The sequence below is a fragment of the Pseudoalteromonas caenipelagi genome (assembly GCF_013140855.1).
Classification (GTDB): Bacteria; Pseudomonadota; Gammaproteobacteria; order Enterobacterales; family Alteromonadaceae; genus Pseudoalteromonas; species Pseudoalteromonas caenipelagi.
This window is the reverse complement of the sequence record NZ_JABBPG010000008.1, coordinates 147,318-168,990: the sequence shown is the minus strand read 5'-3', so window position 1 is coordinate 168,990 and position 21,673 is coordinate 147,318. Positions and strand designations below refer to the sequence as shown.

Below are 21,673 nucleotides of genomic sequence, written 5' to 3'. Positions count from 1 at the left end.
TACAAAATGTGTAATAATCAAGCATCTTTTTACAGTTTCTTACTGGCTCCTCAGCTAAAAACTCCAAATAATACGCCCACCAAAATCATATTTAGGGCAAAACAATGAAGAATACAATTATTTCACTGACCACCACAGTACTATTAGCAGCCTGTGCGCACCATGACGATGTAAGGCCTGGAGAGGGTAAACACTATGTGGTGATTAAAGCGGTCGATAGAGACCAAGGTATGAAAGAAGCGCTTGGACAAGCTGAACACTTTTGCGACAAAACCAAAAACAGTTTAGTAGTAATAAACGAGAACGTTGATTATCAAGGGGAAAAATCAGAAAAAGATTACCTGGATAGTCGCTCAACTGCTGAGTTTGTAACGGAAGCAAGTACGTGGCTTTGGATACTAGGGGATGGTCACGTTGATGATGCTGGGGCTGTTGCAGCTATTGCTGGTGTAGTCGCACTAGAATCAATGGATGCTCCTTACACTGTCACGGTAAACTTTCGATGTGCATAGCTATACGCGCCGTTATTTTTGAGTATTGATTTAAAATAACGGCGACTTAGTTCACTAAGTGGTTTTTTAGCGTTCAATGAGCATAGATAAGAATAGGAACATACCAAAAGCAATAAATACTAACCCGCTCAATTTGTTATACATACTCCGGCCATATTCATTACTCAAAGCACCTCTTGCACTGTTGGCTAAGGCCACATAACCAAAGTAAATCACAAAATGAATCACCGCACTGGTCAAGCAAAGTATCGTAACCTGAGGTAAAACGGCTTTACTGCTATCAATAAATTGAGGCTGTAATGCACAAACAAAAACCAGTGCTTTTGGGTTTAGCAATGTCACCCAAAATGCCTGCTTAAAGATAAATGCACGTTGTGCACTCAAAGGAGTATGTGCGTTTGGTATATCAACGCTGGTAACGGGTAAGCGAATACTTTTTACACCTAAGTAGCACAGGTACATGGCACCAACTACTTTCAAAGCAGTTAAAAGTGTACTAGACGCGAGTAATATAGCCCCCGATCCCGTAGCGCTAATAATCAGCAATAACTGAAACGCCAGCACATTACCCAATACCCCAAACGCCGCTTTCTCCTTTGTATAATGTAAGCCGTTGTTGATGCAAAGCTGTACCGAGGGGCCTGGGGACAACAATAGAGTCATAATAATCACACAATAGCCCAAGTAAAACTCAATCGTCATCACCTACCTCGCCTAACACTTTACCGTGACTACTATAATCACGCATAACGTGTGCAACGCTTATTCTGTAGTTTGTAAACAGCGTGTACTTTCCTTTTTGTTGTGCAGCTTGATGTTCAAAGTCACTTTTCCACCTCACAACAGCCTCTTCATTTTCCCAAAATGACAATGATAAGAGTTTGTTTGGATTGGCTAAGCTTTGAAAACGCTCAACGCTGATAAACCCCTCTACTTTAAGCAATTTACTTTTTAATCTCGCAGCAATGTCTAAATACGTTTGTTGGCCTTCAGCTTTTGGGATTACTTCAAATATGACGACTATCAACTGCCTCTCCTTTTGTTGGTAGCAAATAAGTGGCAGGAACAGCCCTTAAAAATGTGCGCTTTTCACTTACTATAAACTGTTCACTTTGTGCAAAACTAAAGTTGCGGCTACCGAGCTGTGATTGACGCAAGGTGTGTCGATATACTTCGTAATCCGCAAGAGACTCAAAACTGATTAAGCCGTATGCTGTGTTATTGGTACCTTCATGTGGTAAAAAGTAACCCAGTAACTCTCCTCCACTTTGCGGAATTACTTTGCCCCAGTTCTGAGCATATTGCTCAAATAAATGGACTTTGTGTGGGTCGATTTGATATTCAATAAAGCAGGTTATTTTCATAGTGGTTGTCTCCATAATGTTTTTTTGGCAGTCTACTTGAGGTAAATTTCGATGCTTCGGTGGCAGTCGAACTATGAAGGAAAGGTATGGAACCAAATATTGCTTACTTAGGCGCGCTTGTTGGCGATGTTGCTCGCTCTAAAATGCTTACGGCTTTAATGAGCGGTAAGGCACTCACCGCCACAGAGTTGTCGCTCGAAGCAAATATCACACCGCAAACTGCTAGCAGTCACTTGATGAAATTGGTCGATAGCGAACTAATCACGGTGCGCAAACAAGGTCGACATAAATACTTCCAACTAAAAGACATTCAAGTTGCTGAACTCATTGAGAAAATGCTAAACATGAGTGCGTCGATGGCACATACAAGTATTGCCACAGGGCCCACCGATGAAAGATTGAAAAGATCGCGTATATGCTACGATCACCTAGCAGGTGAACTAGGCGTTCAGTTATTTGATACGTTACAAAGCAATGGATGGATAGTTGAAGCTCAAGATACGCTGACTTTAACGCAACTTGGCCTTGGCTTTTTTAGCGAACTCGGTTTTGATATAGCCACAACTAAAAAAAGTCGTCGACCATTGTGTAAAGCATGCCTCGATTGGAGCGAAAGACGCAGCCATTTAGCAGGTTACCTTGGTAAATGGGTATTATCTGATGTACTGGAACGTAAATGGGCACATCAACACTTAGACTCTCGCGCTATCGAATTTACCTCTCATGGCTTAAAAGCGTTTAAAAGTAAGTATCACCTCTAACAAGTAAAACCAAAATAAGGAATAAATTCATATCGAATTATATATAATCTGCACTCTTTATAATAACTATTACAAGCTCCTATGATGTACAAAATATCAATTGCCCTGACATTTTTGCTTACCTCAACAACCAACGTATTTGCATCCCAACCAGATGTAACCGAATTTCTTAGCGTATTGCCGCAGTATGTTGACTGGGCGATCGAAATTGATAAGCAAGGCCAAAAAACGGGCAAACCTTTAAATGAAGCAGATCTCAAGTTAGCCAAAGATGTTGGCGTAGAACATCCCGAAAAAGTGCGAATAGTTTACGTTGAGCAAGTACCCTACCCATACGAAAATCGAACTCTTAAACAAATGGGCGAAAAAATAGGTTTTATTGGTGAAGGGATCACCAATAATGCGCAAGTTTTCGGTTATGCAATCTACGTTAGAAAAGGCTATGAATTAGACAGACCAAAAATGGCACACGAACTCGTTCACGTAAAACAGATAGAACAAGCAAGCTCACTGCTAGAGTATTCCAAAAAGCACCTCGTGGACATGGCAAAATATGGTTACGCCGACGCACCATATGAAGCAGAAGCTTTCAAAGCCAATGAAAAATACGAGGTTAAATAGCTTCAACTTAGGTTAAATTATTTTACTTCTCAAATGCAGTGCGTGTGACACGGTATTAATCTTACCTCGCGCTATACTCTATAACTCGTTATAATTACGTGTAAGCGAACAAAAAAAGTAAGTAAAAATTCGTATATGAAGAGCCAAAAAGTTAATCCGCTGGTGTCGCACTTTACAATCGCATTCGCGCTATTGACGGCCTTATGGATATTTGTAACAGACAAAGAAATGCTGATCCTCGGTAATTCTCTGGTGCTTGTTTATATTGTTAGTGCGCTGGCATCTCGTGTGTTGAAAAAGCGAAAGCCCAAGAAAAAATAACCGTATTAAAAAGCCCAGCTTGTTCGCTGGGCTTTTCTAAATTGACTGGTTAACTTTATAGTCGACCATTAGCCAATTCGATAAAGAACGCATAATTTAGTGCGGTATCTTTGATACTCTTAAATCTACCTGATGCGCCGCCATGCCCAGCTTCCATATCTACTTTAAGTAACAGCTTATTGTCGTCTGTTTTCATCTCTCTTAGTTTTGCAACCCACTTCGCAGGTTCAAAATACTGAACTTGGGAATCATGCAAGCCTGTTGTTACCAGCATATTTGGATAGGCTTGTTTTGATACCTGATCATACGGTGAGTACGAACGCATATAGTCAAAGTATGTCTTGTCGTTTGGATTTCCCCACTCGTCATACTCGTTTGTTGTAAGAGGAAGTGATTCATCCAGCATGGTATTGATAACATCAACAAACGGTACTGCAGCATGTACACCGTGATATAACTCAGGCGCTTGGTTAACAACCGCCCCCATTAGCAATCCACCGGCGCTGCCACCTTGGGCGTAAATGCGCTTTTTATCACCATATCCTTGGGAGATTAAGGCTTTAGTCACATCAACAAAATCGTTAAAAGTATTCTTTTTATGTAACTTTTTACCATCTTCATACCAAGGGCGACCCAGCATTTGCGAGCCGCGAATGTGCGCAATCGCATAAACAAACCCTCTATCTAGCAGGCTCAAACGACTGATAGAGAAACCTGGGTCAACCGTATAACCATACGAACCATAACCATATTGCAGCAGAGGATTAGTACCATCTTTTTTGAATAATGATTTTTTATATACGATTGAAACCGGCACTTTTATACCGTCGCGAGCGGTAACAAAAATACGCTCAGATTGGTAGTCTGCAGCGTTAAAGTCACCGAGCACTTTGTCTTGTTTTAACGTCACTTTAGAGTAATCATTTAAGTCTACTTCAAAGGTGGTTTTAGGCGTTGTCATACTTGCATACTGAACTCGAACTCGGTCGCTGCTCAGCGTATTATTACCGGTCATCGACACTCGGTAGGCTGGATCATTAAACTCAATTTGGCGTTCTTTATTCTTTGCTAATTCACGAATAGTAATTTTTGACTGACCTTGCGCTCGACTTTGATAAACTAGATGCTCATCAAACAAAGTAAAATCTTCAAGCCTAACGTTTGGCTGATGCTCAATAACGGTCTGCCAGTTTGCTTTGTCAGATACAGCATCTATTTTCGCTTTCATTAGCTTAAAGTTCACTGCGTTTAGATTAGTTAAAATGTAATACCAATCCTTATGCTTAGAAACGCTGTATTCTAACCCTTTTTCTCTGGCTAATAGGCGACGAGGCTTAGCTTTGACATCATCCGCAGACAGCGCCGATACGCCTTTTGATTCAGTGCTATAGTGATGGATAAAAATTTGCTCACCATCTTTGCTACGACTTAGGTAGGTATAATACGTATTATCTGCTTCTTCATATACTAGTTCGTCTTGCTCTTGCGCAGTGCCTAGCGTGTGACGAAACACCTGCGTACCTAGTAACGATACTGGGTCTTTTTTGATGTAATAAAGTGTCTGGTTATCATTTGCCCAAACTACACCACCTTGCACACCTTTAAGCGCATCTTTGAGTGTCTCGCCCGTGGTGAGATTTTTAACTCTAACCGTATAAATACGGCGGCTCAGAGTATCTTCAGTATAAGCCAACAAGTTTGCATTAGGACTAACTTCAATACCACCTAAATCATAAAACTCATGAGGTTTTGCAAGCTCGTTGATGTCTAGTAATAACTCCGGATTAGCGCCATCAACAGTTAGACTACGGTAAATAGTGGCATATTCCTGCTCGCCAACTGTTTCGTTAAAATAAAAATAACGCCCTTTTTGTACGGGAACAGAGCGATTATCCTTAACAATTTTGGCTTTTATTTCCGAGAATAGTTGCGATTGCAAAGCTTCACTTTGCGCTAGCACTGAATCTGTGTAGCTATTTTCTTTCTCCAAGTGCGAAATCACTTGTTCACTAGAGCGCGTATCATCACGCAACCAATGGTAATTATCCACCAATTCATAGCCATGAATCTCAGTTTTATGCGGTATCTTTGCTGCAATAGGCGCTGTAACTGATTGGCTACTAACAGAACTTGTTTGGCTAATTGTAGATGTTGATTGGCATCCAGTTGCCAATATAACCGACGACAACGCGAGCTGCCAAAGAACTGATTGTTTCATCCTAAATATCCTTGTTTACTATATTTTGTAGAAATGCCGGCTGCATCGTCCACAATAATATGATTATTCGGCATAAATATAATTGAATTCTTACTTTAGGAACAGTAATCTTGGTAAATAAAAGTTAACAGGTGTTAAATATGAAGATCCAATTAGCGACTCTAACCATCCCGCTAATGCTCGTACTAGGGGGTTGTCAATCAACTAGTCCTTCCTCAGAAACTTCAATTGCGTTATGTGAAAAAACCATCATTGACTACGTGCAATTTCGTGATCAAGGACCAATAGAAAACTACCAAGCCTTATTTACCAAAGATGCCACTTTTAATATCCCAAAACTAAGTGTGGCACTCAGTTCAAATGAACAAATAGCCGCCAGAGCAAAACACGCGATGGCGAACAAAAAGACCATTCATATGATCACCAGCACCGCCATAACGCCAAACGCTCAAGGACAACTTTCCAGTACTGCCCACTTTATTCTTTATATGAGTGACAAAAACAATACATCGACACCCACTAAAGTATTTAACGGTCGCTACGTGGATAGGTTAGTACTCGAGAATGATCGCTGCCTGATAAAAAATCGAGAAGTGATCATAGACAGAATGGACACGATAGATTAACACTACTTTGCCGAGCGCTTATGCCAGCGGATAAGCTCTTTTTGATCCCTTGTTATGGTGTGTCCCTGAGCTTCGAGCTGTTGGGCACTTTGCGCCAAAGCCGCTTCAGCCCTGAGTTCTACCTTTTCAAGCAGCGACAGTAGCAATTGCTTTTCGTCCTCGCTGATATCGTTAAGTACGTTTTTTTCTCTTTCGCGCATATGGGCCACTACTTTTTCATAAAGTGGCAGGCCTTTTTCACTGATTTTAACAAACTTGCTGCGCTGCCTTGTATGGTCATTATCAGCACAGATCAGCTCCAGTTTCATCAATGTATTAATAGCTCGATTAACCGAATATGGGTCTAGACGTGATTGATAGGCAATATCTGCGGCATTGATAGGTCCATAAGAACCGACATTTAATAGCACTCGAATTTCTCTGGTCTCAAGCCCGGTTAAATTTTTTATATAAGCATCCCGATCCATCGCCAACAGGTTACTAGCCACCGCTATCCTATAAGGAACATGATTATATAAATCATATGGTTGCTCTATATTTTTTGACAACTCAAAAGCTGATTGACGCGCTTTATTGCTCATAATCTCATCCAATAAATAAAAAGCGGCATGCATTTTTTGTAGACAAGCGCTAAAAAACCGCTTAAATTATGTTGCAAATGCAACATTTCAAACCAATTAGGAATACATTATGGCTTTAGTTACCCCTCTTGCACAAGACGCAAACTCTGAAGTGGCAGAGCTAGCAAAGTTTTTTAACGAAACCTTAGGCTTTTGCCCTAATAGCGTTTTAACCATGCAGATCCGCCCTCATATTGCCAAGGCTTTCATTAACTTAAATAAAGCAGTGATGGAAAACCATGGCAAAGTGACCAGCGAATTAAAGCGCCTGATTGGTTATATCACCAGTGCCAATACAGGCTGCAGATATTGTGAAGCACACACCATTTTGGCGGCAAAACGCTACGGTGGAGAAGATATTCGCCTGAAAAATATTTGGCAATTCCGTGACAGCGAGCTATTCACTGACGCTGAAAAAGCAGCATTTGAGTTTGCATTAGCTGCATCAAGCGTACCAAATGCCGTAGATGCCAATATTGAACAACAACTAAAAGCACACTGGGATGATGGTGAAATTGTAGAGATTTTAGGTGTTATATCATTATTTGGTTATTTGAATCGCTGGAATGACTCCATGGGCACAACGCTGGAGCCTGGCGCAGTAGATGCAGGCGAAACCTATTTAGCCCACAATCAATGGCAAGTGGGTAAGCACCAGTTATAAAAACTTTTAAGCGAAATTATAATTGGTAGTAGGTCACAGTAAATGGAACTTTTGGTTAGCGTACGTACCGAAAGTTCTTTGTACACGACTAACAAATAGGTGAATTTGGTTATTTAAACCCTAGGAGCTGTCTACCTTTCAAGTTTGTTTTGCAGCCGTTTGATTTGTATTTATCCAAGTCAGAGCCAGGTTACATATTTATTCTATGTGAGTTTGGCGATAAAGACTTTGTGCTCCTACAACGTCACCTCCCCCCTCCTCCATGTGAAGCAACACTGTAGAAATGACAATCAAGCACTGCCCTTTGGGAAACAATAATCATACAGCAAAGATCAATAGGCCCTAAATGTAGGTATTTTCTTTAAATTTTAAAAAGTAGTGATTTCTCGTATAAGAAAGGATTTCTAGGATACTAGTAATTTACAACAATGCTTCAGTACCTTGTTATGCAGCGCTTTAAAACCACCTACAGTGATCTCTGCGTTGGTAAACACAGCGCAGCAAGATGATGGCACCTGGTCATTTGACATTCAGACACCTAAATGTTAATAAAAAAACCCGCAAACAAACAAAATATTAACAATACAACTATTTATCCAACATTAAGATAAGCAAAGCAAGGAATAATAATATGCTTAAACGCGCTCTAGTACTCTCATTACTGGCCTCACCTGCTGCATTGGCCAACAATCCATTTACGTCTAACAACTTTACCAATGAAGCAATGGCAAGAGGGGCTGGTGCTGCACAGCCCCAAAACCCACTAACTAATGCTCAATTCCGTTCTGCTTTTAATAGTATTAACATCAATGGGGACGATTTCACAAAGATAATTACCCAATGTGAAAATAGGCCCAAAAATTCGCTAAATTGTGCGAGTTTACTCTCTGCGCTGCAAAAGCAATTTGGCCTCAATGATGACGGACTACTTAGCGCATTCAAACAATGTATAGATAACGAACAATTCATCCTTGATCCTGCAAAACCCGAAGAGCGAACTGATTGCCCTCAAGCACAAGAAAACGCTTTTAAAGCTTTTCAATGGGTGTCGTGGGACATTGAAGCAGACAAAAATAATGCCTTTTACCAAACGGCCTTGGCACCAGTGGGGGACAGCAAAAGCTTTAGTGTAGGTCTATACAAAGGATTGTGGTATTTGTGGGGTGAAAACATCCGCTTACCTTTCTATTTTTCCTATGCAGAGCCCAAGTCTAATACCCCAAAAAATGAGGCGTCGGATACTTTGATTGACAAAGACGCAGGGCTACAAATAAGCATACCGGTTATTGCTGCATTCAAAAGTGGCCCTGGCGGTTTAGATAAAAAGCAAAGTACAATATCGGCTGGAGGTATTTTTAGTTTTGTTGCAAAAGATGTTAAAGGTAATGAAGACTCAGAATGGGTCACAGGTTACAGAGCATCACTTATTGCACAATATAACTCATACCTCGAAGTATTCAGCGTGGATGGTCCAAACAACGAGGCTCAGCCAGGCTCACTGAATATTGCCTTTAACTATACTCATCACAAATATAGTAACGACAAGTTGAAAAATGTCGCTAATAATCTAACGCTACTTGACGGTGAAAAGTACTCTGACAGTTTTAACAGTAGAGGCATTACCATCACGGCAGAAATCGGTAAGGTAATCTCTATAAGTTATCAATATGAAGAAGTCGATGACGCTATTTTTGGTAACGACAAAATCAAACGACTCGTCCTTTCAAAAACCTTTTAACGAATGAATTGCAGTGAAAGGCAGCAGAAATTTGCCGTCTTTCACAGTATATGCGCTAGTTATTGCTCAGATTACGCCCCACGGTGTCCATTTTAAACTATACAAATTTCCGTCAGTATCGGTGTACAGCCATCAAGTCCAAAATCAGCAAACTCGATAAACCGTTGTTTATTGCTGCTGTCGCCTTTGCCATCAAAGTTACAACGCCTGTTCCACACAAGTAAATCAGGACTCTTCTTCCGCTGGCTAACTTCTGTTTGTTCTTTTTGCCATTTATAACCTCGATATTTGGATTATATTCCATTATCGCAGTGTCACGTATTATTGGAGCTGTTCAGTTTTCGCACTAACCACCACCTCACCCAAATCGTAAAAATACGGTAACAATTAAACATTATGCAAAATTGCTGAATATTAATTAATCTTGTGAAACATTTATTCACTGAACACGTTAAAAATATTAAAAAATATAAAAATTCACCATTTCACTATATTTTTAATCAAAGCATGATTAAAATGCGTAAAATTTCAATCCAGCTGAATATTAATTCAAAAGTTGCTTTATGGCAGGCTTGTCCCCTGCCATAATTTGTGCTTTTCTTTGTGAGCATAAAAGCAACAATACACCAATGGGGATGCAAAAATCATGTTCAAACCAAGCTTACTTTCATTAGCTGTGTCTAGTGCACTTACCAGTGCTCTGCTAATTCCTAATTTAGCGCAAGCCGATGACGCTCAAGCTAAAAAAGACAAGTCACTTGAAGTAATTCAGATAACCGCAACAAGGCGTGCAGGTTCTGTTCAAGAAGCACCATTGAATATTACAGCCCTTGATAGCGACGTAATGAGTGACCAAAACATTGGTGAATTAGCCGATGTTGCTCGCTGGGTGCCTGGTCTGACAGTAACCGACCAAGGTGGTCGTTCAGGCTCACCTATCATCGTTCGTGGATTGAATACAAATTCATCTGGCCCAAGTTCTGATGGTGGCACTGTGGCAACTTACATCGGCGAAATTCCAGTAAGTATTGATATGCGTTTAACCGATGTTGAACGTGTAGAAGTACTAATTGGTCCACAAGGTACTTTGTATGGTGCTGGCACGCTCGGCGGAGCAATACGTTATATGCTCAAAGCACCTGAACTCGATATCACCACAGGTAAGGTGTATGGAGATCTATTTCAAAACAGTGAAAGTGATTCGGTAGGTGGTGAATCAGGGTTTATTTTCAATACGCCACTTATTGATGACCAACTAGCTCTTCGCGCCAGTGTCAATGTGTTTAAAGACCCAGGTTTTATCGATTACAACTACGTGGTTAAAGACGCGGGCGTTTCTAAGCCAGATCCCGATTGGAGTAACCAAAGTGACGTCGTTCAGAACCTGCGCCAAGCAAAAGACAACAACGGCGAAACCACCACCACAGGGCGTATTTCACTACGTTGGGCCCCTAACGACTGGCTTGATAGCACCATCAACTACTTCTATCAAAAACAGGAGAGTGAAGGCCGTTCAATCGTGCATCGCGGCGCACTTAACCCAAATAATGGCCTGAATGCAAAAATTGGCAAATATGAGTCTGCTTACCGCTATGAGGAACCAAGAGACAAAGAAGATTCTTTACTCAGTTTAGAAATTAAGGCTGATCTTGGCTTTGCGGAGCTTGTATCTGCTACTGGTTTTTCCGAGTTTGAAGCCGATGGTCAACGCGACCAAACTGACTTACTTATTCGCCTTGATTATGGCTATGAAGAGTTTCCATCATTCTCATCTTTCACTCGAGAAGTGGAAGAAGAAGAGACCTTTACCCAAGAGATCCGCTTAGTATCGCAAGGCGACTCCGATTGGAACTGGATCATTGGTGGCTTTTATAACAAATCTAAAGGTGATGGCTTTAGTAAAGAATACACACCAGGTTTTAGTCAATTTGCAGTCGCAAATTTTGGCGGCGCACAAGTACGCCCAGATAGCCTTGAGTATTACTCTGTCGATCGCAGCAAAGTTACTGAGCAAGCCATTTTTGGTGAAGTTGGTTATCAGGTAAACGACAAATTAACCATTACCCTCGGTGCACGTTTTTACGAATACAAAGTTGATGCAGACTCTGCGGTTGACTTTCCGCTATTAAACACGGTTTTCGGCGATGCAGGGCCTAACGACGTTAACTTGGACTTTGAAAACAGTTACGCCGAAGATGATGGCAACTTGTTCAAGTTTAACGCAAGCTATCAATTTTCAGATACCGTCATGACTTATGCGACCGTAAGTGAAGGCTTTAGGATTGGTGGTTCAAATGGCTTGGCACCGTGCCCTGATCCGCTCCCCGCAAACCAAGCAGGCTGCGGTAAACCCAATGAGATGCTTTACAAAGATGATACGACAATTAACTACGAGCTAGGCTTAAAAAGCACTTGGTTGAAAAATAGATTCCACTTTAATGCTGCGCTGTTTAACGTTGATTGGAAAGATGCACAAGTCGGTGGTGCGACAGAAGTTGGTCAGCTGCCCTATACCTCAAATGCAGGCTCAGCCAATGCAAAAGGGGTAGAAATTGCTACTCGAGCGATGTTAACCGACTCATTCACCGCTTATGCAACTTATGCCTATACCAAAGTAGAATTAACCGAAGATGCGCCATACTTATTTAACACCGATGGCAGTGACGGCGGCGTCAAAGGAGATAGATTACCAGGTTCACCTGAGCATCAATTCTCTTTAGGTATTAACTATCAAACCGAAGTGTTAGAAGACAAGCTTTTAGATGTAAACTATGGCTTAACGGCACAAAGTGACTTTATATCTAAAGTGGGCTTACATGATAACGGTGAAACCTTGCCGGGTTATGCACTAAGCAATATATCCGCTAAGTTGACGGGTGATCAGTGGTCTACCACTCTTTATGTGAACAACTTATTTAATAAGTACGCGTTCACATCTGTAAGACGCAGCAACGCTGACATTACCTCTGCTAATGGCGCCGAAATTCAACGTAACTACGGACACTACTTAAACCGTCCTTTAACCGTGGGTATTAAGTTCGATTATCAATTTGAACTGTAACCCACTAGCGGTTAACCTGTTAGGCTCAAACGTTGTTTGAGCCTTTTTATTTTATACAAGAATAATCAACCTATGACGCTCAATGTTACACACTTGCATCAACAAGCCATCAAAGCGCTAAATCAGGGCCAGTTACAACAAGCCCACCAGTACCTTGTGAGCTTAGTACAAATCGATCCTCGCCATGCAGATGGTTACTTTTTATTAGCGATGGTGAATGTGCAAGTCGGGCAAATTAAAAAAGCCATCAAGCTGATAGTAAAAGCTTTAGAGTTTTCACAAACAAATGAATATTATGCGCATCTTGCTAAGTGTTATGCGCTAGACGGCCAACTAGATAAGGCGAAGTCTGCGGCGTTACAAGTAACAGCCTCGAGTATTAAATCTGCACTACATGCAGATACAATAGGCGTGGCTCTGAGCCATATCGGACTTCATGAACTCGCGCTTGAATACTATTTAAAAGCCCTAGAGCTAAACAGTTCAAACCCTCAGTTTTTTTATAATTATGGTGTATGTTGTAAGTTTTTGGGTCAGTTTGATAATGCCAAAACCGCATTTGAAAGCGCCATTAAGCTGCAACCCAATCACCATCAAGCGCACTTTGCGCTATCAGATTTAACCAAAGTAACCGAATGCGACAATCATGTGGCACGTCTAAGTAAAGCATTTGCTGACGTTCAATCACCCGATGCAAAGTTGCATCTTGGTCATGCTTTGGCCAAAGAATATCAAGATCTCAAACAATACGATAAAGCCTTTAATGCATTAAAAAATGCAAAAGCAAGCAAGCTACAACAAGCACGTTTTGATAATCGAGCATCTGAGCAACTATTTAGTTCATTGACATCACTAAGCACTCAATATAGTGATAACAATGTGCAAGGTTTTGCAAGTAACGAACCCATATTTGTACTCGGTATGCCTCGTTCTGGGACGACGCTGGTTGAGCGGATTTTATCAAGCCATAGTGAAGTGATGTCAGCGGGAGAGTTACAAGATTTCGGTATTACCACAAAACGGCTGGCACAAACCGACTCACCACATGTACTTGATGAGCTCACCATCAACAAAGCCTATGAGCTAGATTTTGAGCAGCTTGGAAAACAGTACTTAGATGCAACTCGAGTAGTGACAGGCGCTAAACTCCACTTTATCGATAAACTACCGTTTAACTTTTTTTATGTTGATTTAATTCGTAAAGCACTGCCAAACGCCAAAATCGTCTGCTTGCTGCGCAACCCCCTCGATACTTGTATCGGTAATTATCGACAGCTATTTACGATTAATAATCCATACTATCGCTACTCTCTCGATCTTATGGACACAGCCAAATTTTATGCGCGCTTTTATCATCTGATGCAGCATTGGCAAAAACTGCATGGCAACCACTTTAAACTACTGCAATATGAGTCACTCGTTAGCAACCCAGAACATCACATTCGTGATTTACTGACATTTTGTGATTTACCATGGCAGCAAAATTGTATAGATTTTCACTTAAATACTGCCCCAGTTTCTACTGCAAGCAAAGTACAAGTGAGAGAGCCTCTAAATAGCAAGTCAATTGGTCGATGGCGAAACTTTGAATCACATATTGAGGAAGTTATAAATTACCTAATGAGTCAAGATATTCCAATGTCTGAATAAACTGGCACCAAAAATAGCACTTTGAAAAAGTATAGATTGGTTAATTAATTCAAATAGACTTACTATCTGAATATCAAAGCTGAGCGACTGCTCAGCTTTCTATGTACGCATTAATTAGCAAAGAATAGTTCCACACGCTCTGCATGAGCCAAAGTCTTTTGAATTACATGTGTTTGTAAAGTCATTACAAACTTCTGTACGATATCCACCCGCAACGTTAGGGGTTTGCCCTTTTTCTAAAACCAGTTCACTTAGCTTATTCAACTGTTTGATGTTCTTTTTATTTAGCTTTAGTTTCATATTTTTATTTCCTTATTAATGTAATTTTTAAAATGCTCTACTGAGCAATAAATAAACTAGCAAACAATATTTAGTTTTAAAACTCTATTTTTACTTAAATATATAAAAAATATAAATAGTACTTACAAACTATGTTTAAGTAATATCATTTCTTTAGCTACATTTGCTGCTGATGGCAAAAACATAGTTGATACAATACGCTCATCAATAACAACTTCATGCTTATCTTTGAGCATTGCTTTATTGAGTGCTTTTGCGCCACGCTTATTGAGCTGCTCTTCTACTAAAAAAGGTAACAGCGTACCTTGTTTTGCCCAGCTTTTTTCCCGTTCGGTTGCATTTGGAAAACCAGCCACACGCTTACCTGTAACAATATATTGACCATTTTCGAGCTTTGCATTGGCAAATGCGCCTGGGCCATGACCACTACCACCAACCACACCTCCTGCTTGATAAACCTTAGCAATGATGTTTTGTAGTTCAGGTGACCTGGCTACATCAAATAAAGGACCATAACCTCCTCCAATAAACACCGCCCAATAGTTACTTGGGTTTACTTGCTCAGGCTTTAAAGAGTTATTTGCTTTATCCAAAAAACCCTCATATTTAATGGTGTAACTGCTGATCCCAAGTGGGTCCATCATAAACTCAACTTTACCTCCTTGTGGTGAAGCAAAATCTACTTCATAGCCATGACTGACAAACACATGATACGGCGGTGCTACCTCCCATAAATTGTTTCTTGCGTCATGTTTTTCGGCGTCACCCATATCAAGCATATTTGAAACAATAATCAGTACCTTCTTGTGTGCTTGTGCATTTGCGTCACATTGCACAAAAGCTGCACTCAACAGAATAATAAAAATAAATAACCGCATGTAGTTCCCTTTAATGTCTTATTTAAAATGCTAAACAACGTTAGTCGCAATACGATACGAAAAGGTTTAAATGAAGAGAAAAGCATATTGTCTAGCAACGGCATACTGTTAACTATTTGTACTATTTATGGTGAAAACACGACCAACCTTGCGGCTTGAACAAAAAACATTCTACACATTTCAAAAGTTAAATATATCATTTAAAATCAGCTGGTTAAGAACCCCCCTCTGTTCTATTTATTAGCCATATCAAAAATGTCAACCTTGAAATACCGCTACTAACTCTATAACCTTTATTTTTATTGAACGTTCAATTAATAAAAATATGCCAAAAGTCGGAATGGAACCTGTTCGCCGCGAGCAGCTTATAAAAGCAACCATCGAGTCGGTTGCTGAGCTTGGCTTACAGGGTACAACTATTAATAGTATTAGCAAAAAAGCGGGATTATCTTCGGGGATAATCAGCCATTACTTTGGTGGTAAACAAGGCTTAATCGAAGCAACTGTACGCTATCTTTTATCAAATTTAAAAGTTGAACTGATGGCGAAAGCGGGCCCGAACACGTCACCTGAGCAACGACTGATGTATATCGTTGAAGCCAACTTTGCATTAGTACAACAACGAAAAGATACCACACGTACATGGCTGAGCTTTTGGGCACAGTCAATGCACTAGCGGGGCCTAAAGGACAGTCACTTATAAATCCGACTTATAAATCCGGACCACAGCGTTATAGCTCAATCAAAACTAACATCATCTTATCTTACACGTCCCCAAAAGACGAACACCCTAGACCGAAGTAACAGTTATTTGTGCACACACTTTGGACTTCCCAGACTTCACTAGACACCCAATGGCTACATTGTAACTTCAACTAGAGGTGTTTATGAGCAAAGACAAACGTACACCCAAGCGTTTAAAGTTGAAGCAGCTAAGCAAATCACCGAGCGTGGTTATGCAGTTGCAGTAATTTCAGAACCGCTAGGTATTTGTACCAAAAACGTTATATCATTGCGCGCTCAAGTATCAAATAAGCACCCAAACTCCGACAATGTTGCGATAACTGAAATTCAGCTCTTTCAGATGAGATTAAAACAAAGGGCTACAATTTGCTATTGCATGGTCATTGCAGCTTTAGGGACTTTGTTCGCTGGTATTGTAATGCTTTATATAGGTATCGCGGAAGACTAAATTGTCTGGTTTGAATTTGAATCTATTAAGTTAACTGCCGGTGGTTTAGGAGCAACAACCATAACGGCTAGTGTATTTTGGGGGAATTTTGCGTACCGCTCTCGACCTGAAATTAAGTATATTGGGACGACATGTAATCTGCGCCTTACTCGCGAAGAGAGCGAGAGGGGTAGGCACACGCAAAAAAGCAAACAAGAAAAGCGGTTAACCGCATAAGTGCACAGCTGTTTTAGGCATTATACAGATAGTTTCGATTGAGTTACATTAACTTAATGAGTTCATGATAAATAGAGATATTTATTCAATTACTAATTTAATAAAAGGTATTTATGGTCGTTTACAAAACATTCCTTATTTTTCTAGTTTACTTAACCTTGTTGTCAGGCTGTGGTGGTGGAAGTGCTCCTTCATCAAATCAGCCACCAGTTTCTAATGTAGAAAACAATCACCCGTCAAATCAAGCACCAATTTCTAATGCAGGAAACGACCAAAGCGTAAATGAATTAAACACAGTTGTGTTATCCGGAGCTGAATCAACTTCTGAAAAGAGCATTAAACATTACGCTTGGTCACAGGTAGGGAATGGCCCCAGAGTTACAATTAAAAATGCAAATAGTATTTATGCTAGTTTTACCGCACCAGAAGTAAACGCAGAAGAAGAAACATTATTAAAATTTCAATTGGTTGTTACGGATCAAAATGGATTAAGTTCAAGCGATACTATTCAAGTAAATGTTAAAGATATATCAGTTAATCCATCAGAGTTAATATTTACCAATCACCTTGAGTTTGAGAACAAGATATCACTCAAATATTCAGATCTCTGGCAGAAAATTAATTACACACATAAATATAAAAGCTTAGTAACATTTTATGAACGACCTGGAAACAATGATGATTTATATCAGGCAAGCATCAAATTATACAAGACAGATCAGGATATTATTGCCTTGGAGAATATAAGTAATTTTCAAGAAATATCAAGAAAGCTTATCAATGCCGGTGGATTTGAAGGGCAAGAAATTATTTTTAGCGGTGAATTATTGGGGCAAGAACAATATGACTTGATGTTTATGCAGTTTACCATTGAATTTAATGGAATGAACTATTTGTTGTTTTACACGGCTGAGCGGAAAACTTTTGGAAGAAATATAGAAGTTGTTCGTCATATGTCAAAATCAATCGAAATTGGTCAGGTGCTCATTGATAATTTGAGTAGGGACAGTGATTTAACTGATCCAGGAAAGCCAGCAATTGCAAATGATGGTATAAATCATTTAATAGTTTCTTGTAGAGAAGAAAGTGATTTTCCTTACTCTGGTCAATTAATTGGAAAAGTAATATTTGAGGATCGTACAACTACCGACGAATTTACAATAGTGCCAGCTAGTGGTGAGAATACGGGTTCATCTGGATGTGGGTTTAGTACTTTTCTTAGAAGCTACAGTGCAATATTTGACGGTACCAATTTCTTGTTAACTTATAGTGGGAAGGTTGATGGTACAGTTAGAATTTTGGCAAAAAGAATAAGTCCTGAAGGCGTTGTATTAGATAACACACCAATCATAGTTTCACAAAATACAACCAATGCAGTATATCAACCAACCATAGCATTTGGTACAAATCGAAGCCTAGTGGTTTGGCATGAAAAGAAAGATGTAGATTTGATTAAAGCTGCATTTGTTGACAGTGAAGGTAAGGTCACTGACAGTTTTAATATTGTAGATGATGTAGGCTATTCATATGTCGACAGTGAACATATGGCTTACACACCACAGGTTGCCTACGGTGACGGAAAGTTCATGATTGTTTGGAGTCCTCATTTTTTTAGGGGGACTCGTTCATCTTCTATGCCAGTTTATGGTCAACTAGTTGATATCAATGGTAACACTCTACTTTCACAACCCGTAGAAATAAGAAAAGACGATGGTAATAATCCTCGCTATGTACAAATAGCCTCCGATGGAACAAACTTTTTAATTGGATGGATTGAAGGTTTACTTGAAGATCATTTTATAGATGGAGGTAGCTTCACCATTTATGCTCGACATGTATCTCCTCATGGGAAGCTTCTCAACGGTGGTTCCGAAAAACTAGGGCTTGAAATTTCTCCTATCCTAATGGCGGACGAGGAGAGAGAAGTAGCAAAGAATTTTCTGAACTTATCTTTCCATGATGATAACTATTTGTTTTTTTGGTCTGCTGGTCAGTATACTCAAAAAGATGGCGTGTATGGTGTAAAAGTTTCAAAAGATTTGAGCACTGTTTCAGAATCAATTCCAATTATAGGGACTAGAGGTGAATCCTCAAATGATAACCTTGGTGTAAAAGCATCTCCAATGAACATTTCACACACTGATGACCAGTCATTTATTGTTTGGCCTTCAATGAGCGGTGATTTGGAAGGTTGGCGTATAGATGAAGAGTCATTCAATTAAACACTATACTAAACTACCTAACGAGTGTGTTAAGTTCAAGTTGTAATAAGCCTTAGGACGCCCCTCGCAGGCTTCGCGCAAGTATAGCCTGCGATATGCACCCCTTAAAAAGTGTTATGTTCTCAGTGGAGGAGTATATGAGGTTTAAAGTAATTCATTATGTAGCTAAAACAATTAGCATCTCCTTCAAAAAGGTTGAAAAACGGAAGTTGCTCTTCCCTTAAAACACCACACACCTAGTTTGCCGAAACACAGAACGTGGGTATGATCAAAGAAGCTGAGTTTTTCATTCCTACAACAGAGACACATCACAAAAATGGTGTTGCCCAAACTACATTTTACAAGTGCCGTTCTAAATATAGTGGGATGGAAGCCTTGTTCTGCGCAACCAAATCAGAACACAGTTTTTATTGCCCCTTCTTCAAGCAATTGTTGCTCAAAAGCCAACCACCCCAAACGCTTGAGCAAAAAATATTCGAACTTTTCTAAATCAAAATAAAAAAATATATATCAACAACTTGAAAACATCTTACTTAGGCTTTGAACGGCTATTCTGAAAATGTCAACCTTGAAATACCGCTACTAACTCTATAACCTTTATTTTTATTGAACGTTCAATTAATAAAAATATGCCAAAAGTCGGAATGGAACCTGTTCGCCGCGAGCAGCTTATAAAAGCAACCATCGAGTCGGTTGCTGAGCTTGGCTTACAAGGTACAACTATTAATAGTATTAGCAAAAAAGCGGGATTATCTTCGGGGATAATCAGCCATTACTTTGGTGGTAAACAAGGCTTAATCGAAGCAACTGTACGCTATCTTTTATCAAATTTAAAAGTTGAACTGATGGCGAAAGCGGGCCCGAACACGTCACCTGAGCAACGACTGATGTATATCGTTGAAGCCAACTTTGCATTAGTACAACAACGAAAAGATACCACACGTACATGGCTGAGCTTTTGGGCACAGTCAATGCACGACCCAGAGTTACACCGACTACAAAACGTCAATAGCAACCGCTTATACAGCAACCTTGCTAGTTCGTTTCGACAATTGATGAGCGTAGAAAACGCAAAACGTGCCGCGCAGCTCAGTGCTGCGATGATTGATGGCTTATGGCTACGAGCCGTATTAAGTCAATCGGATACAGACCAATTTAAACATAGTGAGGAACTGGCAAAAGACTACGTTCGCTCACTGATAAGCCAGTATGGAGCCTAATATGACAACCACGACGCAAAACGTCCCCGTCTACCAAAACTTTATTCACGGCCAATACATGCCTAACCAAACTGGTGATAGTTTTGCAGTAAAAAACCCCGCCACTGATGAAGTGATCTATCGTGTAGAAGTAGCTGACGAGGCAATTCAAACTGCTGCCATCCAAAGTGCCAAACAAGGTTTTGCCATTTGGTCAGCAATGACACCGATTGAACGTAGCCGTATTTTATTAAAAGCCGTTTCACTGTTGCGTGAACGCAATGATGAATTAGCCCAAATTGAAGTGCTTGATACTGGCAAACCTTGGCAAGAAGCACAGTGTGTCGATGTACAAACCGGTGCCGATGTTATCGAATACTTTGCTGGCCTCGCACCTGCACAAGTTGGCCAACAACAAATGGTTGGCAACGACTTTTATTATACTCGCAAAGAGCCGCTAGGCATTTGCGCTGGCATTGGTGCTTGGAACTACCCACTACAAATTGCCTGTTGGAAATCGGGCCCAGCTCTTGCCGCTGGCAATGTGTTGCTATTTAAACCATCTGAAGAAACACCGCTTGGCGCGCTAAAACTGGCGGAGATTTTTATTGAAGCCGGCGTACCAGCGGGCGTATTTAACGTTGTGCAAGGTGCTGCGGAAGTGGGTCAATGGCTAACAGGCCATCCAGATATTGAAAAAGTTTCGTTTACCGGTGAAGTTGGCACAGGTAAAAAAGTAATGAGCAGTGCAGCAAGCACACTCAAAGATGTCACCATGGAGCTCGGTGGCAAGTCACCTCTTATTGTATTTGATGATGCAGATATCAGCGACGCAATCAGTGCCGCTATGTTGGGGAATTTCTACACTCAAGGAGAAATTTGCACCAACTGTACACGTGTTTATGTGCACCGCAACGTATATGAGCAATTTATTAGTGAGCTTAAAACCCGTACCGAGCAAAATATCATTGCGGGTAACCCAATGAACCCAGAAGTGAATTTAGGGGCATTGATCTCAAAGCCACACCAACAACTGGTTATGGATTACATCAATAAAGGTATCACTGAAGGTGCTAGATTATTAACCGGTGGTAAAGCACTAAGCCCAGACTCTGCGCCTAACGGCTACTTTGTTGCACCAACCATTTTTGTTGATTGCTCCGATGAGATGACCATTGTCAAAGAAGAAATATTCGGTCCTGTAATGAGTGTATTGGTGTTTGACGACGAGCAAGAGGTAATAGAGCGAGCTAACAACACACACCTTGGTCTAGCAGCTGGCGTATTTACTAAAGATATTCAGCGTGCACACCGCGTTATTCATCAAATTCAAGCGGGGATCTGCTGGATAAATGCATACGGTAATTCCCCTGCCGAAATGCCTGTGGGTGGCTATAAGCACTCAGGTATTGGCCGAGAAAACGGCATTGAAACCTTAGATCAATACACCCAAACCAAATCGGTTTACGTCGGAATGAATAAAATCGACAGCCCATTTTAATAGGAGTAT

At 40.4% G+C, this 21,673-nt stretch carries 19 protein-coding genes and 1 pseudogene; 13 read left to right on the top strand and 7 right to left on the bottom strand.

Annotated features, from left to right (window positions below; genetic code table 11):
* Positions 1-104 precede the first annotated feature (104 nt).
* Complete coding sequence (locus HG263_RS17270; RefSeq protein WP_171627343.1) at positions 105-512, top strand: hypothetical protein; 408 nt, start codon at positions 105-107, stop codon at positions 510-512.
* Positions 513-578: 66 nt separating this feature from the next.
* Here the strand turns inward: HG263_RS17270 and HG263_RS17265 are convergent, their stop codons facing one another.
* The 3 genes from HG263_RS17265 to HG263_RS17255 are packed head-to-tail and all read right to left on the bottom strand — an operon-like array spanning position 579 to position 1,876.
* On the bottom strand, positions 579-1,214 hold the full coding sequence (locus HG263_RS17265) for a LysE family translocator (protein WP_171627342.1): 636 nt from the start codon (positions 1,212-1,214) through the stop codon (positions 579-581).
* A complete protein-coding gene (locus tag HG263_RS17260; protein ID WP_171627341.1) occupies positions 1,204-1,539 on the bottom strand; it encodes an antibiotic biosynthesis monooxygenase family protein in 336 nt (111 codons plus the stop codon). The genes HG263_RS17265 and HG263_RS17260 overlap by 11 nt, the downstream gene beginning before the upstream one ends.
* Entirely contained in the window at positions 1,520-1,876 is a 357-nt protein-coding gene (locus HG263_RS17255; protein ID WP_171627340.1) for an NIPSNAP family protein, read from the bottom strand. Before HG263_RS17255 ends, HG263_RS17260 begins: the two co-directional genes overlap by 20 nt.
* A gap of 86 nt (positions 1,877-1,962) precedes the next feature.
* On the opposite strand from HG263_RS17255, the gene HG263_RS17250 reads away from it, so the two are divergent.
* Positions 1,963-2,637 carry an ArsR/SmtB family transcription factor gene (locus HG263_RS17250; RefSeq protein WP_171627339.1) on the top strand — a complete coding sequence of 225 codons (675 nt, stop codon included), beginning with the start codon at positions 1,963-1,965 and terminating at the stop codon, positions 2,635-2,637.
* Between the two features lie 81 nt (positions 2,638-2,718).
* Complete coding sequence (locus HG263_RS17245) at positions 2,719-3,258, top strand: hypothetical protein (protein ID WP_216628491.1); 540 nt, start codon at positions 2,719-2,721, stop codon at positions 3,256-3,258.
* A 376-nt stretch (positions 3,259-3,634) separates the two neighbouring features.
* Here HG263_RS17245 and HG263_RS17240 read toward each other — a convergent pair whose 3' ends face one another.
* A complete protein-coding gene (locus HG263_RS17240; RefSeq protein WP_171627338.1) occupies positions 3,635-5,797 on the bottom strand; it encodes a S9 family peptidase in 2,163 nt (720 codons plus the stop codon).
* Positions 5,798-5,937: 140 nt separating this feature from the next.
* Here HG263_RS17240 and HG263_RS17235 point away from each other — a divergent pair, with 140 nt between their 5' ends.
* Positions 5,938-6,423, top strand: coding sequence for a nuclear transport factor 2 family protein (locus HG263_RS17235; protein ID WP_171627337.1), 486 nt, complete (start codon positions 5,938-5,940; stop codon positions 6,421-6,423).
* Positions 6,424-6,425: 2 nt separating this feature from the next.
* Here the strand turns inward: HG263_RS17235 and HG263_RS17230 are convergent, their stop codons facing one another.
* Positions 6,426-7,004, bottom strand: a complete 579-nt coding sequence (locus HG263_RS17230) for a MarR family winged helix-turn-helix transcriptional regulator (protein WP_171627336.1) — start codon at positions 7,002-7,004, stop codon at positions 6,426-6,428.
* Between the two features lie 109 nt (positions 7,005-7,113).
* Between HG263_RS17230 and HG263_RS17225 the strand changes: the two genes are divergently transcribed.
* From HG263_RS17225 to HG263_RS17210, 4 genes are all read left to right on the top strand, one after another.
* Complete coding sequence (locus HG263_RS17225; protein ID WP_171627335.1) at positions 7,114-7,707, top strand: carboxymuconolactone decarboxylase family protein; 594 nt, start codon at positions 7,114-7,116, stop codon at positions 7,705-7,707.
* A 631-nt stretch (positions 7,708-8,338) separates the two neighbouring features.
* Positions 8,339-9,445, top strand: a complete 1,107-nt coding sequence (locus HG263_RS17220) for a hypothetical protein (protein WP_171627334.1) — start codon at positions 8,339-8,341, stop codon at positions 9,443-9,445.
* Between the two features lie 646 nt (positions 9,446-10,091).
* On the top strand, positions 10,092-12,506 hold the full coding sequence (locus tag HG263_RS17215; protein WP_171627333.1) for a TonB-dependent receptor: 2,415 nt from the start codon (positions 10,092-10,094) through the stop codon (positions 12,504-12,506).
* 72 nt (positions 12,507-12,578) lie between these two features.
* Entirely contained in the window at positions 12,579-14,156 is a 1,578-nt protein-coding gene (locus HG263_RS17210) for a tetratricopeptide repeat-containing sulfotransferase family protein (RefSeq protein WP_171627332.1), read from the top strand.
* A 114-nt stretch (positions 14,157-14,270) separates the two neighbouring features.
* Here HG263_RS17210 and HG263_RS17205 read toward each other — a convergent pair whose 3' ends face one another.
* Together HG263_RS17205 and HG263_RS17200 are read right to left on the bottom strand one after the other, a co-directional pair.
* A complete protein-coding gene (locus tag HG263_RS17205) occupies positions 14,271-14,456 on the bottom strand; it encodes a hypothetical protein (protein ID WP_171627331.1) in 186 nt (61 codons plus the stop codon).
* Positions 14,457-14,578: 122 nt separating this feature from the next.
* Positions 14,579-15,334, bottom strand: a complete 756-nt coding sequence (locus HG263_RS17200; RefSeq protein WP_171627330.1) for a type 1 glutamine amidotransferase domain-containing protein — start codon at positions 15,332-15,334, stop codon at positions 14,579-14,581.
* 325 nt (positions 15,335-15,659) lie between these two features.
* Here HG263_RS17200 and betI (HG263_RS22455) point away from each other — a divergent pair.
* The 5 genes and pseudogenes from betI (HG263_RS22455) to betB form a co-directional block, all read left to right on the top strand.
* Positions 15,660-16,007 (top strand): annotated as a pseudogene (gene betI, locus HG263_RS22455) (transcriptional regulator BetI); the annotation flags it as partial.
* Between the two features lie 848 nt (positions 16,008-16,855).
* The gene (locus HG263_RS17190) at positions 16,856-18,964 is read left to right on the top strand and encodes a PKD domain-containing protein (protein ID WP_171627329.1); all 2,109 of its coding nucleotides are present in this window, start codon (positions 16,856-16,858) and stop codon (positions 18,962-18,964) included.
* A gap of 264 nt (positions 18,965-19,228) precedes the next feature.
* Positions 19,229-19,453 carry a hypothetical protein gene (locus tag HG263_RS17185; RefSeq protein WP_171627328.1) on the top strand — a complete coding sequence of 75 codons (225 nt, stop codon included), beginning with the start codon at positions 19,229-19,231 and terminating at the stop codon, positions 19,451-19,453.
* Between the two features lie 140 nt (positions 19,454-19,593).
* Positions 19,594-20,184, top strand: coding sequence for a transcriptional regulator BetI (gene betI, locus HG263_RS17180; RefSeq protein WP_171627327.1), 591 nt, complete (start codon positions 19,594-19,596; stop codon positions 20,182-20,184).
* Positions 20,174-21,664, top strand: coding sequence for a betaine-aldehyde dehydrogenase (gene betB / locus HG263_RS17175; RefSeq protein ID WP_171627326.1), 1,491 nt, complete (start codon positions 20,174-20,176; stop codon positions 21,662-21,664). Before betI (HG263_RS17180) ends, betB begins: the two co-directional genes overlap by 11 nt.
* The last annotated feature ends 9 nt before the right edge of the window (positions 21,665-21,673 follow it).

Coding starts and splice junctions, on each gene's coding strand:
- HG263_RS17190 (WP_171627329.1), top strand. CDS start 16,856: ATGGTCGTTTACAAAACATTCCTTATTTTTCTAGTTTACTTAACCTTG.
- HG263_RS17250 (WP_171627339.1), top strand. CDS start 1,963: ATGGAACCAAATATTGCTTACTTAGGCGCGCTTGTTGGCGATGTTGCT.
- HG263_RS17210 (WP_171627332.1), top strand. CDS start 12,579: ATGACGCTCAATGTTACACACTTGCATCAACAAGCCATCAAAGCGCTA.
- HG263_RS17270 (WP_171627343.1), top strand. CDS start 105: ATGAAGAATACAATTATTTCACTGACCACCACAGTACTATTAGCAGCC.
- HG263_RS17245 (WP_216628491.1), top strand. CDS start 2,719: ATGATGTACAAAATATCAATTGCCCTGACATTTTTGCTTACCTCAACA.
- betB (WP_171627326.1), top strand. CDS start 20,174: ATGGAGCCTAATATGACAACCACGACGCAAAACGTCCCCGTCTACCAA.
- HG263_RS17255 (WP_171627340.1), bottom strand. CDS start 1,876: ATGAAAATAACCTGCTTTATTGAATATCAAATCGACCCACACAAAGTC.
- betI (WP_171627327.1), top strand. CDS start 19,594: ATGCCAAAAGTCGGAATGGAACCTGTTCGCCGCGAGCAGCTTATAAAA.
- HG263_RS17240 (WP_171627338.1), bottom strand. CDS start 5,797: ATGAAACAATCAGTTCTTTGGCAGCTCGCGTTGTCGTCGGTTATATTG.
- HG263_RS17200 (WP_171627330.1), bottom strand. CDS start 15,334: ATGCGGTTATTTATTTTTATTATTCTGTTGAGTGCAGCTTTTGTGCAA.
- HG263_RS17235 (WP_171627337.1), top strand. CDS start 5,938: ATGAAGATCCAATTAGCGACTCTAACCATCCCGCTAATGCTCGTACTA.
- HG263_RS17185 (WP_171627328.1), top strand. CDS start 19,229: ATGATCAAAGAAGCTGAGTTTTTCATTCCTACAACAGAGACACATCAC.
- HG263_RS17265 (WP_171627342.1), bottom strand. CDS start 1,214: ATGACGATTGAGTTTTACTTGGGCTATTGTGTGATTATTATGACTCTA.
- HG263_RS17215 (WP_171627333.1), top strand. CDS start 10,092: ATGTTCAAACCAAGCTTACTTTCATTAGCTGTGTCTAGTGCACTTACC.
- HG263_RS17230 (WP_171627336.1), bottom strand. CDS start 7,004: ATGAGCAATAAAGCGCGTCAATCAGCTTTTGAGTTGTCAAAAAATATA.
- HG263_RS17225 (WP_171627335.1), top strand. CDS start 7,114: ATGGCTTTAGTTACCCCTCTTGCACAAGACGCAAACTCTGAAGTGGCA.
- HG263_RS17220 (WP_171627334.1), top strand. CDS start 8,339: ATGCTTAAACGCGCTCTAGTACTCTCATTACTGGCCTCACCTGCTGCA.
- HG263_RS17205 (WP_171627331.1), bottom strand. CDS start 14,456: ATGAAACTAAAGCTAAATAAAAAGAACATCAAACAGTTGAATAAGCTA.